Annotated in this window: 10 protein-coding genes; 7 read left to right on the forward strand and 3 right to left on the reverse strand. The window is 39.2% G+C overall.

Annotated elements, in window-relative coordinates:
- Positions 1 to 16 precede the first annotated feature (16 nt).
- From FLEMA_RS0104390 to FLEMA_RS0104415, 6 genes are all read left to right on the forward strand, one after another.
- Positions 17 to 2509: a bifunctional glycoside hydrolase family 9 protein/polysaccharide deacetylase gene (locus FLEMA_RS0104390; protein ID WP_026994415.1), complete on the forward strand. Its 2493-nt coding sequence runs from the start codon at positions 17 to 19 to the stop codon at positions 2507 to 2509.
- Positions 2510 to 2612: 103 nt separating this feature from the next.
- Positions 2613 to 4013: a glycoside hydrolase family 30 protein gene (locus tag FLEMA_RS0104395; RefSeq protein WP_026994416.1), complete on the forward strand. Its 1401-nt coding sequence runs from the start codon at positions 2613 to 2615 to the stop codon at positions 4011 to 4013.
- Positions 4014 to 4494: 481 nt separating this feature from the next.
- A complete protein-coding gene (locus tag FLEMA_RS67480; RefSeq protein WP_044170793.1) occupies positions 4495 to 5040 on the forward strand; it encodes a C40 family peptidase in 546 nt (181 codons plus the stop codon).
- Positions 5041 to 5135: 95 nt separating this feature from the next.
- The gene (locus FLEMA_RS0104405) at positions 5136 to 5696 is read left to right on the forward strand and encodes a hypothetical protein (protein WP_026994417.1); all 561 of its coding nucleotides are present in this window, start codon (positions 5136 to 5138) and stop codon (positions 5694 to 5696) included.
- On the forward strand, positions 5639 to 6901 hold the full coding sequence (kynU, locus tag FLEMA_RS0104410) for a kynureninase (protein WP_026994418.1): 1263 nt from the start codon (positions 5639 to 5641) through the stop codon (positions 6899 to 6901). Before FLEMA_RS0104405 ends, kynU begins: the two co-directional genes overlap by 58 nt.
- Before the next feature lie 188 nt (positions 6902 to 7089).
- Positions 7090 to 9120, forward strand: coding sequence for a kojibiose hydrolase (locus tag FLEMA_RS0104415; RefSeq protein WP_026994419.1), 2031 nt, complete (start codon positions 7090 to 7092; stop codon positions 9118 to 9120).
- Positions 9121 to 9302: 182 nt separating this feature from the next.
- Here FLEMA_RS0104415 and FLEMA_RS0104420 read toward each other — a convergent pair whose 3' ends face one another.
- From FLEMA_RS0104420 to FLEMA_RS0104430, 3 genes are all read right to left on the reverse strand, one after another.
- Positions 9303 to 11447, reverse strand: a complete 2145-nt coding sequence (locus tag FLEMA_RS0104420; RefSeq protein WP_026994420.1) for a S9 family peptidase — start codon at positions 11445 to 11447, stop codon at positions 9303 to 9305.
- A gap of 172 nt (positions 11448 to 11619) precedes the next feature.
- Positions 11620 to 12672: a septal ring lytic transglycosylase RlpA family protein gene (locus FLEMA_RS75885; RefSeq protein WP_052353945.1), complete on the reverse strand. Its 1053-nt coding sequence runs from the start codon at positions 12670 to 12672 to the stop codon at positions 11620 to 11622.
- A 341-nt stretch (positions 12673 to 13013) separates the two neighbouring features.
- Positions 13014 to 14285 (reverse strand): citrate synthase, encoded by a 1272-nt coding sequence (locus FLEMA_RS0104430; protein ID WP_026994421.1) that lies wholly within the window; start codon positions 14283 to 14285, stop codon positions 13014 to 13016.
- 372 nt (positions 14286 to 14657) lie between these two features.
- Here FLEMA_RS0104430 and pepT point away from each other — a divergent pair, with 372 nt between their 5' ends.
- Positions 14658 to 15905 (forward strand): peptidase T, encoded by a 1248-nt coding sequence (gene pepT, locus FLEMA_RS0104435; RefSeq protein WP_026994422.1) that lies wholly within the window; start codon positions 14658 to 14660, stop codon positions 15903 to 15905.
- The last annotated feature ends 75 nt before the right edge of the window (positions 15906 to 15980 follow it).

The following is a 15980-nucleotide window of genomic DNA, read 5'->3' on the forward strand; positions in this document are numbered from 1 at the left end:
CAAGATAAAAAGCTTCATGAAAAAATTATACTTCATCACATTAATTATATGCACGCTTTGTACTGTGGTAGTGGGTCAAATATCACCCAACGCTTGGATTAGAATCAATCAGTTAGGGTATTTGCCTCAATCTACTAAAGTGGGTGTTTGGGTAAGTAAAAACAACGAAGAAATAAGCAGCTTTTCGCTGGTTGACGTACTTACCCAGAAGGTCGTATTTCAGTCAAATCAGGTACAAAAATTTGGGAAATATGCTTCTTTTCAGTCGGCGGCAAGGCTTAATTTTTCAAAGTTTAATCAGCAAGGCACTTATTATTTGCAAGTAGGTCACACAAAATCACCAGTTTTTAGAATCAATGCCGATGTGTATGAAGGTTCGGCCGATTTTGTGCTGAAATACATGCGTCAACAACGAAGCGGTTATAATCCCTTTCTGAAAGATTCTTGTCATAAAGCCGACGGCTTTATTGTGTATCATCCTAATCCGAAAAAAGACTCTACACACCTTGATGTTTCGGGGGGCTGGCACGACGCTTCCGACTACTTACAATACGTAACTACCTCGGCCAATGCCATCTTTCAAATGATGTTTGCTTATCAGGAAAACCCCGAAGTATATACCGATAAGCACGATGCTTGGGGGAATCTTGGTAAAAATGGTATTCCCGATATATTAGACGAGGCCAAATGGGGGTTAGACTGGTTGGTGAAAATGAACCCTGCCAAGCACGAATTTTATAACCAATTGGCCGACGACCGAGACCACAAAGGAATGCGGCTGCCCAACAAAGATGTAACCCAATATGCTCATAATCAGGGTTTGGCTCGTCCAGTATATTTTATTACAGGAAAACCCCAAGGCTTTAAATACAAAAATCGAACTACAGGGGTATCGTCGACAGTCGGGAAGTTTGCTTCAGCTTTTGCACTTGGGTCTCAGCTATTGCAATCATACTATCCCGATTTTGCCTATCAGCTAAAAGATAAAGCCCTAGATGCGTATCAGTTTGGGAAAGAATTACCAGGTGTTTGTCAGACAGCCCCAGGTGGAGCCCCTTATTTTTATGAAGAAGATAACTGGGTCGACGATATGGAGCTAGCGGCTACACAATTGTCGACGATTGTAGCCCCTTCACAAATTATTGACGAAGCTGCAGCTTTTGGGCGACAAGAACCCACAACGCCTTGGATGGGGGCAGATACCGCAAGACATTATCAATGGTATCCTTTTGTAAACCTTGGTCATTATTTTCTGGCCAAAAATACCAACCAACAAGCTTATTCAACAGAATTTAAACAGTACCTCGAAAGTGGTATTGAGAAGGTTTTTCAAAGAGGAAAAAACAACCCTTTTCTCAATGGCGTTCCTTTTGTTTGGTGTTCAAATAACTACGTGAGTGGCCTAATAACTCAGCTTGTTTTGTACAGAAAGCTTACCAATAGCACCAAATACCTAGAAATGGAAGCCGCCATGCGAGACTGGCTATTGGGTTGCAACCCTTGGGGAACAAGTATGATATGTGGCTTTCCAAGTGCAGGAGTATCGCCACAAGACCCGCACTCGGCTTTTACTCATTTGTATCATTATAAAATAGACGGGGGCTTGGTCGATGGCCCTGTTTATGGTTCTATCTGGAATAAACTGATAGGAATAACCCTATACCAGCCCGACGAGTATGCGGCCTTTCAATCGGATTTGGTGGTATACCATGATGACTACGGCGATTATTCAACCGACGAGCCTACAATGGATGGTACAGCGAGTTTGTCTTTTTTGTTATCAAATTACGAAAAAGAAGGATTATTACAGGCTAAAAATATCGTAGAAAAAGAAGTGGGAGGTATTGTAAGAATGAATCCTAGTGAGAAGAAAATTTACCTTACATTTACAGGACATGAGTTTAACGATGGAGGCGAAATTATTGCTAACATTTTGGCCAAACATCGAATAAAAGCTAACTTCTTCTTTACAGGCGATTTTTACCGAAATCCTGCTTTTAAAAGTACCATTGAGAAATTGGTCGCTCAAAAAAACTACCTAGGTTGTCATTCTGATAAACACTTGTTGTATGCTTCTTGGACAAAACAAGATTCTCTTTTAGTAACCAAAGAGCAATTCATGGATGACCTCCAACAAAATTATAGAGCATTGGCTCAGTTTGGTATCAAACCTCAGCAAGCTCGGTATTTTATGCCTCCTTTTGAATGGTATAATCAGTCTATTGTGGATTGGACACAGCAATTAGGGCTAACACTGGTCAACTATACGGGTGGTACATCTTCAAATGCCGATTATACAACTCCTAATATGGCCAATTATAAGTCGTCTGAACAAATTTTTCGGAATATATTACAATATGAAGTAAGCCAAGATAATGGCTTGAATGGCTTTATTTTATTAAGTCATATAGGCGTTTCACCAGAAAGAACTGATAAATTTTATCATAAATTAGAAGAACTCATTCAGTTCTTAAAAATCAAAGGCTATTCTTTTGCCAAGTTTGAATAGTTGCTTGTCAAAAGCCCTTATGTCACAACTAATGCCCAGCTCATAGTAGTTTGGGCTTTTTTGTTTGATATATTTGCAATTTACTATCCAATTTTAATAAAATATGAAATACTTGAACTATTCCTTGTTCTTATTACTCTTGATAGCCTCACAGGCTATTGTTTTGGGGCAAAACACCCGTCCTGTAGATTTATGGCTAACTCATGCTGACAAATCTCAATTGTTTGAAAAACAGCCAAGCACACTTCAATTTAAGAGTCAGGCTAATATTTTACCTTCTATTTTTGTGGATGAAAGTAAAACTTTTCAATCGATGGATGGGTTTGGATTTACCCTGACAGGTGGAAGTGCCAGTTTGTTGTATAACATGGACAAAGCACAACGTAAAGCTTTACTAAAAGAGCTTTTTGCTAGCGATGGTAACAATATTGGTATTAGTTATTTAAGAGTTAGTATTGGTGCATCCGACCTAAGCGATCACGTATTTACGTACAATGACCTCCCTGCTGGCCAAACCGACCCAAATATAAAACGGTTTGATTTATCGGAAGAAAAGAAAGCGTTTTTGCCGATTTTAAAAGAAATTTTAGCACTAAATCCCTCTATCAAAATTTTAGGTTCGCCATGGACACCTCCTTCATGGATGAAGTCTAATGGCTTGTCGAAAGGAGGGAGTTTACTTCCAGCCTACTATGATGCCTATGCTCAGTATTTGGTAAAATATATTCAAGAGATGCAAAAGGAGGGAGTAAAAATAGATGCCATTACTGTACAAAACGAACCTTTGCACCCAGGAAACAACCCGAGCTTATTGATGCAAGCAAGCGAACAAGCTGATTTTGTCAAAAACAGTTTGGGTAAAGCATTTGCAAAAGCTCATATCAAAACCAAAATTTTGATATACGACCACAATGCCGACCGCCCTGATTATCCTATCGAAATATTGAACGACCCCGAGGCTCGTAAGTATATAAACGGTTCGGCTTTTCACCTGTATGGTGGTGCTGTCGAAAGTATTGCACAAGTACATGAGGCTCATCCCGACAAGCACATTTATTTTACTGAACAGTGGATTGGTGCCCCCGGTAATTTTGCAGGCGATTTGTCGTGGCATACCAAAACCCTGATTATCGGAGCTGTCCGTAATTGGTGTAAAACGGTATTGGAATGGAATTTGGCTGCCGACCCACAGCAAAACCCTCATACCGAAGGCGGATGTACACAATGTTTGGGAGCGGTTACTATTGATAAAAATAGCGTAGTACGCAACCCTGCCTATTATATTTTAGCTCATGCGTCCAAGTTTGTGCGTCCCAATTCCCTGCGTATTGCTTCAAACACAACGATGACGTTACAAAATGTAGCATTCAAAACACCTCAAGGGAAAATCGTCTTAATTGTACACAACGAAGGCAACAAATCTATTGCATTTAACATTGCTTATCAAGGTGAAAAACTAGTGCAAACCTTGCAAGCAGGTGATGTTGCTACTTATGTTTGGTAGTAGCGAAAATGATTAGTAGAGTAAATAAGTAGTTAAGTAATTGATAATCAGTAAAATATTAATATCTGTAGGGAAGTTCTTAGATTTAGATACCCAAATATCAATTTTTATAGAGGAAAATCGTCAAAGAACCCTTCCCGAAATGGCATGGTTGTGCTTAGGGTTTTCACGTTATTTATCTGAATGTCAGTATGTTGATTACTTATTTGCTTTGCGTTATTGCTGATGCTTTCTAGCTATTTAGCTAAGAATTTGTGATGGATGAGCAGTAGTAAAATTATATCAATGAGTAAAGTATGATAATCGCATATTGGATAAGTGATAGATGCATTTTGAGAGGATAAGCGTATAAAAAAAGATTTATCGAACAAAAAGAAGTAATTAAAGGACGAAAATAGGTGATATAATTAGTATAAAATATTTTAATTATAAAGATTTTGTACTAATTTGCATACAGTTACCTTATTTTAAACCGAATTTTATGCTGAAGAAAGTATTATTAACCGTCTTTTTAGTAAGTGCAAGTTCTGCAATTTGGGGACAAAGTAGTCACACCGACACTACCACAGTAAAGCATTCTTATAGTCCGATGGGCTTTGCTAATAATTTATTGAATTTTGCCCAAGACCATTTGCATTTTAGGTATCGTTCGGGTGGAAGTTCCACAAGTGGGTTTGACTGCTCTGGTTTTGTAAGATATTGTTTCCGTAATTTTGGTTTAATGCTACCTCATGGTAGTGCTGCTCAGAGCCTTCTTGGTAATGAAATTAATAAATCAGAAGCCTTGCCTGGCGACCTTATCTTTTTTAAAGGCCATAATGCAAAACATAATCGCATAGGTCATGTTGGTATCGTTACAGAGGTTTCAGATAAGTATATCAAATTTATTCATTCTGCATGGAATGGCGGAGTAAGATATGATTATTTAGAGTCCGACTATTATTCCAAAAGATATATTGGTATTAAAAGAGTAATCGGGCTGTTAGATATGGTGCCTCAACGCAATGGCTTTAAAAAGAGACGATAATAGGTTTTATTGTTTTTAAAAGAGGAAACATCCCGAAAAAGCTTTTTGTAGATTAGAAAAATTACTGTTCAAACACTTTTTAAAATTATACCGCCATGAATCTATTTGTTCATGTAGTAGTAATACTGCTCAATATTTACTCGATAGTAATACTGTTTATAATCATTCAAAAACTTCTTTACCAAAGAAGCGTTTTTTTGCATTTGTTGCTCACTTTTTTACTGGTTCTGTGTTTATTCTCCATCAATACCCCCGCCGATTCTTCAGTCCCCCAATCTACCAATAATGATGTTTTTGGAAAAATTATGACCAGCAATGTCGATGATTTGTGTAATATATTGGTCTTTTTTACTTTAGATAACAGTATAAAAGAGAAACCCAACATCATAATTCAAAGCCGATTGGACGGCCTTATTGCTGGCTTACAATGGAAACAAAGCAGTAGTAGTAGTCAGATTGTTCAAGATACACTTTACTATTCGGTAAAGGGTAGTATAAAGTATTGTATTTTGGGATTTCCGATGTATGATTCCAACAAAGTATTGACTGGAATGATTAAATTTGATGAATTCAAACTCATGAAATCGTCATCAACAGAATGGAATACCAAAAACAACAGGAGTTCGCTCAACAACTTGATCAACAAGATGTACTAAAATCATACCGTTCCTTATTTCATATTCCTATACATGATCAGCACGAGCAAATCTATTTTTGTGGTAATTCGCTAGGCTTACAGCCCAAAAATACCCAAGTGTATATTGCTCAGGAGCTTGAAAAATGGCAGAATCTAGGCGTAGAAGGCTGGTTTACAGGGCAGAACAACTGGATCAACTACCTTCAGCACCTCAAAGGCCCCTTGGCAAGAATTGTGGGGGCTATGCCCACAGAAGTAACTGTCATGAATAATTTGACGGTTAATCTACATTTAATGCTTATCTCTTTTTACCAACCTACTACTCAACGGTTCAAAATATTGGTAGAAGCTGGAGCTTTCCCTTCCGACCAATATGCGTTTGAAACGCACCTCAAAACACGTGGACTTAACCCCGACGAAGCAATTATTGAGCTTATTCCTCGTGAAGGAGAACATACCCTGAGGCACGAAGATATACTTGCCAGTATCGAAACACATCGAGATACCTTGGCTTTGGTGATGCTGGGTGGTATCAATTATTATACAGGACAAGTTTTTGACATGGCTCAAATTACCGAAGCGGCTCATGCCGTAGGGGCAACCGTAGGCTTTGACTTGGCTCATTGTGTAGGAAATATTTGGCTCGAATTACACAATTGGCAAGTTGATTTTGCTGTATGGTGTTCGTACAAATACCTCAACTCGGGTATGGGAGGTGTTTCGGGCGTTTTTGTTCATGAAAAGCATCATCAAGCCAATTTGCCAAGATTAGCAGGCTGGTGGGGATACGACCAAGCTACCCGCTTTAAGATGGAAAAGGGCTTTGTACCAATGCAAGGAGCCGATGGCTGGCAATTGAGTACACCTACGATTTTGGCTATGGCCTGCCACCGTGCTGCCCTCGAAATAACCGACCAAGCAGGAATGAAAGCCCTTCGAGAGAAAAGTGTCTTATTAACAGGGTATTTGCGGTTTATTTTAGAAGAATATAATCAGCAACATCAACAAATTTTACAAATCATTACTCCACAAGAAGAAGCACAGCATGGTTGTCAGTTGTCTATTCTGGTAGAAAAAAATGGAAAACAGCTATTTGAACAACTTACCAATGCCCAAATTATTGGAGATTGGCGTGAACCCAATGTAATTAGGTTGTCGCCTGTTCCGTTGTACAATACTTTTGAGGAGGTCTGGAAAGTAGGGCAGGCTTTAGCCAATCAGTAGGTAGCAGAACCTCATAGCCTCAGTTTTTTGTTGGGGAATTTAGTGGCCAGCTACAAAATTTTCTTAATTAAATATCGATATTTCTGTATTCGATTACCAATTGCTTATTTCTTATGTGTGGTTATGCAAAGCCATTAGGTATGAAATTTTATGTAACACTTAGCAACAAGAAAATAATCTCTAAAATTATGAAAAGATTGTGTTTATTATGGGTCATAAGCTGTTGTTGTGTAAAGCTATGGGCACAAGACCCCTGGACAATCACCACCGATATTATTAACCCCAACAACTATTATGGTGTAACTGTTGCCAATGGAATGATTGGGATTGTGTCTTCGGCCGAGCCTTTCAAAGTGAAAGATGTGGTATTGAATGGAGCTTTTGATACTTATGGCCGAGGAAGGGTTTCTAATATCCTGAAAACGTTTGAGTTTGCCAATATGGATTTAGATATTGACGGACACCGTATTACTCGCTCAGATATTAGTAAGTACCAACAAACGCTAGATATGAAGACGGGTATTTTGACAACCTCATTTGCCTATCAAGACAAAGCTTTGGTCAAGTATTCGATGATGGCTTTACAGCATTTGCCCTATACCATGATGATAGATATGGAAATAACGGCCAATAAAAGTTGTGAAATTACGCCATACAGTGTTATTTCGGCTCCCGACATACTTCGTGAGGTAAAGAATACCTATCATCTTATAGATAGGCCGCACGCTTTGATTCCCTTACTGACATCGGTAGCAAAGTCGCCAACGGGCAAACATACTTTGGCGGCCTCTAATTCTTTTCTTTTTCAAGAACCTAGAGGGCAAGAGCCACGTTTGATTCATGAAGAATGGGACTATGGCTTACATCGATTAAAGTTTTCTAAAAAACTCAACGCTGGCCAAACCTATACTTTTAGTATTGTAGGATCAACTATTTCAACAGAACATACGCCCGATGCTCAGAATGAAGCAGAGCGTCTGACCATTTATGCAGCCCTCGAACAACACGACCGTTTGTTGCAAAAACACAAAAATGCGTGGGCTTCGCTTTGGCAATCAGATATTCGTATCGAAGGCGATACCGACGTTCAAAGAGCTACACATTTAGCTATGTATCACCTATATTCATTTTGTCGTGAAGGGCAGGCATATAGCCTTTCGCCTATGGGGTTATCGGGTTTGGGCTATAATGGACATGTATTTTGGGATACAGAGCTTTGGATGTTTCCCCCAATCTTATTATTGCAGCCCCAAATAGCTAAATCATTGCTCGAATATCGTTTTCAGCGAATGGAGGCCGCTCGTTACAATGCCCAAGCACATGGTTATAAAGGTGTGATGTTTCCTTGGGAATCCGACGATCAAGGCTATGAATCTACACCGGTGTGGGCTTTGACAGGCCCTTTTCAGCACCATATTACCGCCGATGTAGGCTGGGCTTTTTGGAAATATTATGAAGTAACCCACGATAAAGAATGGTTAAAAACCAGAGGGTATCCTATGCTAAAAGAAGTAGCCGATTTTTGGGTAAGTCGTGTTGAAAAAGGAGCAGATAACAAATACCATATTATCAATGTGGTGTGTGCTGACGAATGGGCCGAAAATGTAGATGATAATGCCTATACCAATGGAATGGTAAAAGAAGTATTGGATTTTGCAATAGAAGCCGCCGACGAGCTGCATATCGATGTTGACCCACGCTGGGAGGATGTTATGAAAAATTTAGTTATTCTGAAAAATGCCGAAGGGATTACCCTCGAACACGCCACTTATAAAGGAGAAATGATTAAGCAAGCCGATGTAAATCTGTTGGCGTATCCGATGCACCAAGTGACCGAAAATCAGGCAATCAAAAAAGATTTAGATTATTACGAAGCCAAAATGTCGCCCGATGGCCCAGCAATGTCGTTTGCGATTCTATCTATATTGCATGCTCGTTTGGGTAATATCCCTAAAGCCTATGATTTGCTAGTAAAAAGCTATAAACCCAACGAAGTACCACCTTTTGGGGTGTTGGCCGAAACAGCAGGAGGTACAAACCCCTATTTTGCTACAGGAGCAGGAGGTTTTTTACAAACGATACTCAATGGTTTTGGAGGATTGGATATTGGAGAAGGAGGAATAGAACAAATAAAAGGAATTAAATTACCAGCACACTGGAAATCCCTGACTCTAACTGGTATAGGTTTGCAACGCAAAACCTATCATATTACTAAATAAACAAAAAACATGAGTCGTCCCGCATTTTGGGATAATTTCTAATAAAGACCTCTTGTTAGTATTTATTGGAAAAAAAGTACACAACTCTTAGGCATTTATTGACTATTAATCAAACAAGGCGGTCGAAAAACTAATTTCGACCGCCTTGTTTGAACCCAAAATTTGGGATGACTTATGTTTATTTACTTAGTAATATACCTTTCAAAAAACTCATAGATACGGAGCATTCTATCTATTTTCTGACGGACATTTCCTGTTCTTGAAAGCTCATGAGTACCTCCAGGCATACGAACATATTCTACTTCTTTGCCCATGATTTTCAATGATTTATACATCATTTCGCTTTGGATAACGCCAGTACGAAGGTCGTTCTCACCGTGTTTAATTAATAATGGCGTTTTGATTTTGTCGATATACGAATATGGCGATTCACGTGCCAAAATAGGCTTAATAGCTTCTTCCCAAGGGTATCCACCAAAATAGTTAGGGACTAATCGCCAAGCATTGCCTTCACCCATAAAAGTTGTAAGGTCATAAACACCTCTTTGTGCAAAAGCTGCTTTGAAACGGTGGTCGTGGCCAACAATCCAAGCCGTTAAATAACCTGCATACGAGCCTCCAGTAAGTACCTGACGTGAGGTATCTACCCATTTTTCTTTAGCGGCATCTGTAGCTGCTGCTAAAACATCTTCGGCTGGGCCTGTTCCCCAATCTTGGTAATTGGCAAACTGAAAATCTTTTCCATACCCTCCCGAGCCACGTGGATTGGCATATACAACGCCGTATCCTTGCGAGCAAAAATACTGGAATTCGTGCCACATCGAGCTTTCGCCTGGGCCCCACATGGCTGTTGGGCCACCGTGCATATTAAGTAACAGTGGATATTTTTTACCAGCTTCTAGTTGCGACGGTTTCATTATCCAGTATTCTACTTTCATTCCTTTTGAATTGGTATAAATGCGTTTTTCTGGAAAACTCAATGCTTTGTTTTTGAGCCAATCGTCGTTATGAGCCGATACCTTTACTGGATTTTTTACCAAAAGGTCAGAAACATATAGTTCTGAAGGGTTTTTAACTTCTGTTTTGGCAAAAGCGATTTTATCTTTAGCTATATCAAAAGCCGTAACACCCGAATCAAAATCAGTAAGACGTTCTACTTTTTTCGATTGAAGGTCTACTCTGTATAAAGGTGTTCCTCCGTTGGAAGGAGCTGATAAATACAAGTATTTGGCATCATCCGACCACTCTAAGTTGCCCGACGCACGGTCAAATACAATTTGAGTAATATTGGCCCCGTCGATATTAGCAATATAAAGCTGATTGAAACCCAACCAACTAGGTTGAGATTTGGTAAATGCTATCCATTTGCCATCGGGCGAAGGACTTGGATTAGAGAACTGACTGCCTTTTTCTGCAATAAGTTGCTTGAGTCCTGTACCATCGGCATTGATAGATACAATGGCTGTACTTTGTTCTCGGTCGGGGTGGAGGGTGCTATCTTTGCCCGATACTGCATATATCTTTTTACCATCGGCCGACCAGTTTGCTGCATTATACGACCAAAATCCTCGGGTAATTTGTACGGGTTTAGCTCCTTCTTTGGCTTCTATAACAAATAGTAAGTTAAATCTAATTTCAGGGTCGGTACTAGCTTCGCCTTGAAAGTTGAGACGACTGAATACTTTTGCTTTTTTGTCTGCAACATCTTTCTCTAAATAGGCTCTAATCTCTTCCAGATTACCATCTGGATTGGCTTTTACCTTTTTATCACCTTTTAGAAAGTTGTTATTTTTGAATCCAGCTTTTTCAAATGACCATGAGGGCAAAGATTTGCTAGGATTGAGTAAGGTATCTTTTAGCATTTCGGAAAGAGAAACACCTACTGAAAACAAAATCTTGCTACCATCGGGCGAAAAAGTAGGATTTGAAGCCCCTTGTTTGAGGTCGGTTAATTGAAATGCCTCACCGCCGTCGAGGGGCATCACAAATATCTGTGATTTTCCTTTTACCCCACGAGCAAAAGTAATTTGTTTGCCATCGGGCGACCACGATGCACCGCCAACGCTTTCAGTACCACGGGTGAGTTGTTTGGTACTTTGGAAGTCGGTAAGCCAAAGGTGCGAACGGTAATCGTATTCACCTTTATTGTCTTCGCTAATTTCGTTGGTACGTAAGGCATAAATTGCTTTTTTTCCATCTGGGGCAATACTTACCGCTCCAACTTGTTTGATTTTGGTCATGTCGGTTACCAATACCTTATCTTTACCTGTTTGGGCAAAAATACTATTGGAAAGTACGAGCAATACGACTGATATTTTTTTTATCATGTTAATGAAGTTGTTGGTTAAAAAAAGACGAGAACGTCTTTTGGTGTGGATAATTGAGAGGTAATTCTATTAATAACAAAACTAACAAAAAAGGTTGTTTCTTGGTAGAAACAACCTTTTTTATCGCTATAAGCCCTATTTTCTTCCACCAATGAATCGAAAACAGACCATTTTAATTATCATTTTGTGTTTTGGTATCTACCCTAACTCGGCCATCGGCATCGCGTACTACTTGTAAGTACGAATGTTTTTGGGGAGTATCCTTATTGACTTCTTTGGTTTTTTCAGCAACAGGTTTGGCTTCGGTTGTATAAGCAAGCTCTTTTTGTGAAGCTAGAATAGTTGTTTCCTTTTGGGGAGTAACCGAAACTTTTGAGGGCAGGTCGCTAGTGAATGAGTTGGTATTGTTGGTAGTATTGCCAGAACTCACACGGATTCGACCTTCAGCGTCGGTGTATACATTTAAGTATTCGTGTCGGTTGGAGTTGCTAGGGCTATTGTTTTCTGTAGGAGTAGCAGGCGTATTGCTTGCTAGTGTAGTTTTTTCAGGATTGCCCGAAGCATCTATTTTATAGTTGCCGTTAATATCCTTTATTACCCTAATATACTTATGTTGTTGGCTAGAATCGGCCGAATTGTATATTTTTTGAGGAGCTGTTTCTACTATCAAAGGTTGGTTGGTTTGAATAGGCAAAACCTTTGGGGCTGATGCTACAGTAGGCGTAGCTTGATAAGCAGTATCTAAAATCATTTTGCCATCTTTCATCTCAAACTTGATGGGCAAATGCTGTCGAAACTCACGAGTAAAATCGCCTTTAGCGCCAGGTTCGTACGATGCCAATACGTATGCAGGGTTGTCCATGGCAATCACCTTAATTTGAATATCAGCTTCTCCATTGGCTAGTAGCTCCAAGTCACGAGCTGCCACAAACGATAAATCCAATACACGACTGTAAGCAAAAGGCCCTCTGTCGTTTACTTTTACCACAACGGTTTTGTTGTTAGTAGTATTGGTAACTTCCAAAATAGTATTGAATGGTAGGGTTCGATGTGCCGCTGTGTATTCTTCACGGCTGTAGGGTTCACCACTTGATGTCATTCGACCATGAAATTTGTCAGCATAATAAGAGGCTCGGCCATAATACTTTTCACCAACTTGAGCTTTTGCTTGACAATTACACCACAACACAACGCCAAATAGTAATACATACTTGAATATCCTCATAGAATTACGGTTTAAATATTTGAAAAAAGTAAACGCTTGATGTGCTTTTGCACGAAAGAATAAGCATACTTTAACAGAAACAAAGAAGCACCACTGAATGTGGGATTACGGTATTATATAGTACGTTCCAAGGAAGGAAAACATTTTGCAAAGGTAATAAAAAATTTTATATATCTGACTATCAAAAAATTAGCTTTTGCTTTTTTCTTAATAACAGTATGAAATAGTAGTTTTGAAACATCAATACCAAATTTTATATAAGAAAAAAGGGTACGCTTCAAGCAAGAAGCATACCCTTTTTTATATCATTATTGGCTTGAAAAAGCCAAAATGGAGACTTTCTATCTGTTGGCAATCTCAACATACTCGCGAGGAGTAGCCCCAACATATACTTGACGTGGACGACCGATAGGCTCTTTGTTTGATTTCATTTCTTTCCACTGAGCAATCCAACCTGGCAAACGACCAATCGCAAACATTACTGTAAACATATTGGTAGGAATACCTAAAGCACGGTAAATAATGCCTGAGTAGAAGTCAACGTTTGGATATAACTTGCGTTGAACAAAATACGGGTCGTTAAGAGCTGCTTCTTCTAATTTTTTTGCAATTTCCAAAATAGGGTCGTTTACACCTAATTTAGCCAAAACATCGTCTGCTGCTTTTTTGATGATTTTAGCACGAGGGTCGAAGTTTTTGTAAACACGGTGGCCAAAGCCCATCAAACGGAAGCCAGACGTTTTGTCTTTTGCCATAGCAATAAACTTATCTGTATCGCCACCGTCAGCTTTGATAGCTTCTAGCATTTCAATTACCTCTTGGTTGGCACCACCATGAAGAGGCCCCGAAAGGGCATTGATACCTGCCGAAATAGAAGCATATAAACTTGCATGTGACGAACCCACCAAGCGAACTGTAGAAGTAGAACAGTTTTGCTCGTGGTCGGCATGAAGAATTAAGAGCTTGTTCAATGCCGCAGAAACCACAGGGTCAACAGTATAGTCTTCTACTGGCAAAGCAAACATCATTTGTAAGAAGTTTGAACAATAATCCAGCGAATTTTTAGGATAGTTGATTGGGTGTCCTTGAGATTTTTTGTAAGACCAAGTAGCCATTGAAGGCATTTTTGACAACAAACGGATAATGTTAAGCTCGTCAGAACCAGCTTTATCGCCTGTGTAAAAAGCAGACATTGCACATACCATTGCTGATAAAACGCCCATTGGGTGAGCATTTACAGGGAAGCCTTCAAAAATCTTACGCATATCCTCATTGACGATAGTGTGCATTTTGATTTCTGTCTCAAACGAGGCATATTGCTCTGCAGTAGGCAATTCACCATAAATCAAGAGATAAGCAACTTCCAAGAAAGTAGCTTTTTCAGCTAATTCTTCGATAGAGTACCCTCTGTAACGAAGAATTCCTAATTCGCCATCCAAAAATGTGATGGCACTTTTTGTGGCACCTGTATTCTTGTAACCTGAGTCAATTGTGATATAACCTGTCTCGTCACGGAGCTTGGCAATATCAATTGCTTTTTCATCTTCAGTTCCTGTGATAACAGGCAACTGAATGCGTTTATCACCTAATGATAGTTCTGCAAAATCTGACATAACCTATATATTATTTGGCTTAACCTTTTGAAAATTTGTTTTTATTTTGACGAAGCGAAATTACTGAAAATTGCCTTTAGCAAGGCATTCCTCTAGTGTTTCTTTGGTAAATTTAGATACATATATAAATTGTACAATTTTACTAGACCTAATAATGATTCCCAAAAGAATGTTTATGCAAGATAATCACGAAATTTGAAACCTTCATTACCTTTGTTAAAAGTTGTGAAATAAATAATTTTTGCCATAAAAATTCTACGAATAATTAAATAAAACGCTGCAAAACTCGTATTGTTGAGGCCAGTTATACCTACTTTTTAATTTGATTTATTATAATTTTTGTTTAAAATACCATACTCAAAATTGAATAAAATGCTTATAAACTATCAAAATACCGTAACAGAGCGTTTTTTAAGATACGTTCAGATTGACACCCAGTCGAACCCTGCTTCCGAGACTCAGCCTTCTACCGAAAAACAGAAACATTTAAGCCAATTATTGGTGAAAGAATTGCAAGAAATGGGCATTACCGATGCCCAACTCGACGAATATGGCTATGTATATGCCACGATTCCTGCCAATACTACCAAAAATGTACCAGTATTGTGTTTTTGTGCGCACGTTGATACCTCGCCAGATTGTTCGGGACAAGGCGTAAAACCCATTATTCATACCAATTATCAAGGACAAGATTTGATGCTACCCGACGACACCACTCAGGTGATTCGCTTAAAAGAACATGTTGACTTGGCTGAGCAAATCGGTAATGATATTATAACTGCTAGTGGCACTACTTTGTTGGGTGCCGATAACAAAGCGGGGGTTGCCGAAATTATGGATGCAGCCTATTATTTAATGACGCATCCGAATATACAACGTGGTAAAGTACGAATATTGTTCACGCCCGATGAAGAAATTGGTAGAGGTACTGCCAAGGTCGACCTTGCCAAACTAGGGGCTGATTATGGTTATACCATTGATGGTGAAACACTTGGCTCGCTGGAAGATGAGACTTTTTCGGCCGATGGCGTTATCATAAAAATTACAGGGGTTAGTCAACATCCGGGATTTGCCAAGGGCAAAATGGAAAGTGCTTTGAAAATTGCAGCTCAAATTGTGGCCAATTTGCCCCAAGAAAAACTTTCGCCCGAAACCACCGAAGGGAAAGAAGGCTTTATTCATCCTGTAGGAATATCGGGGGCGGTAGAACAAGCCGAAGTGTCGTTTATTATTCGTGATTTTACTGATAGTGCTTTGCAGGCTCATGAAGCTATTTTGAAAAATATTATGGACGAGGTACTGCTGTCGTATCCCAACTCGAAGGCTACTTTTGAAGTACACGAGCAATACCGCAATATGAAAGTAATACTCGACCAATACCCCTCTGTTATTCAAAATGCCATTGAGGGTATCGAAAGAAGTGGTATCAAGGCCAAACAAATGAGTATTCGTGGAGGTACAGATGGTTCTCGCTTGTCGTTTATGGGTTTGCCTTGCCCTAATATTTTTGCAGGCGAACATGCTTTTCATGGCAAACATGAATGGGTTTCGGTACAAGACATGGAAAAGGCCGTAGAAACGATTGTTAATATTTGTCGTGTTTGGGAAGAAAAAGCCTAATGAAAAACTTGTTAGCCTTTTTTATGTATTACTCCCGTCAGATTTTGGTATTTTTGGGAAATGAAATTTTAGCCT

Origin of the sequence: Flectobacillus major DSM 103 (assembly GCF_000427405.1) — a bacterium.
Taxonomy (GTDB): domain Bacteria; phylum Bacteroidota; class Bacteroidia; order Cytophagales; family Spirosomataceae; genus Flectobacillus; species Flectobacillus major.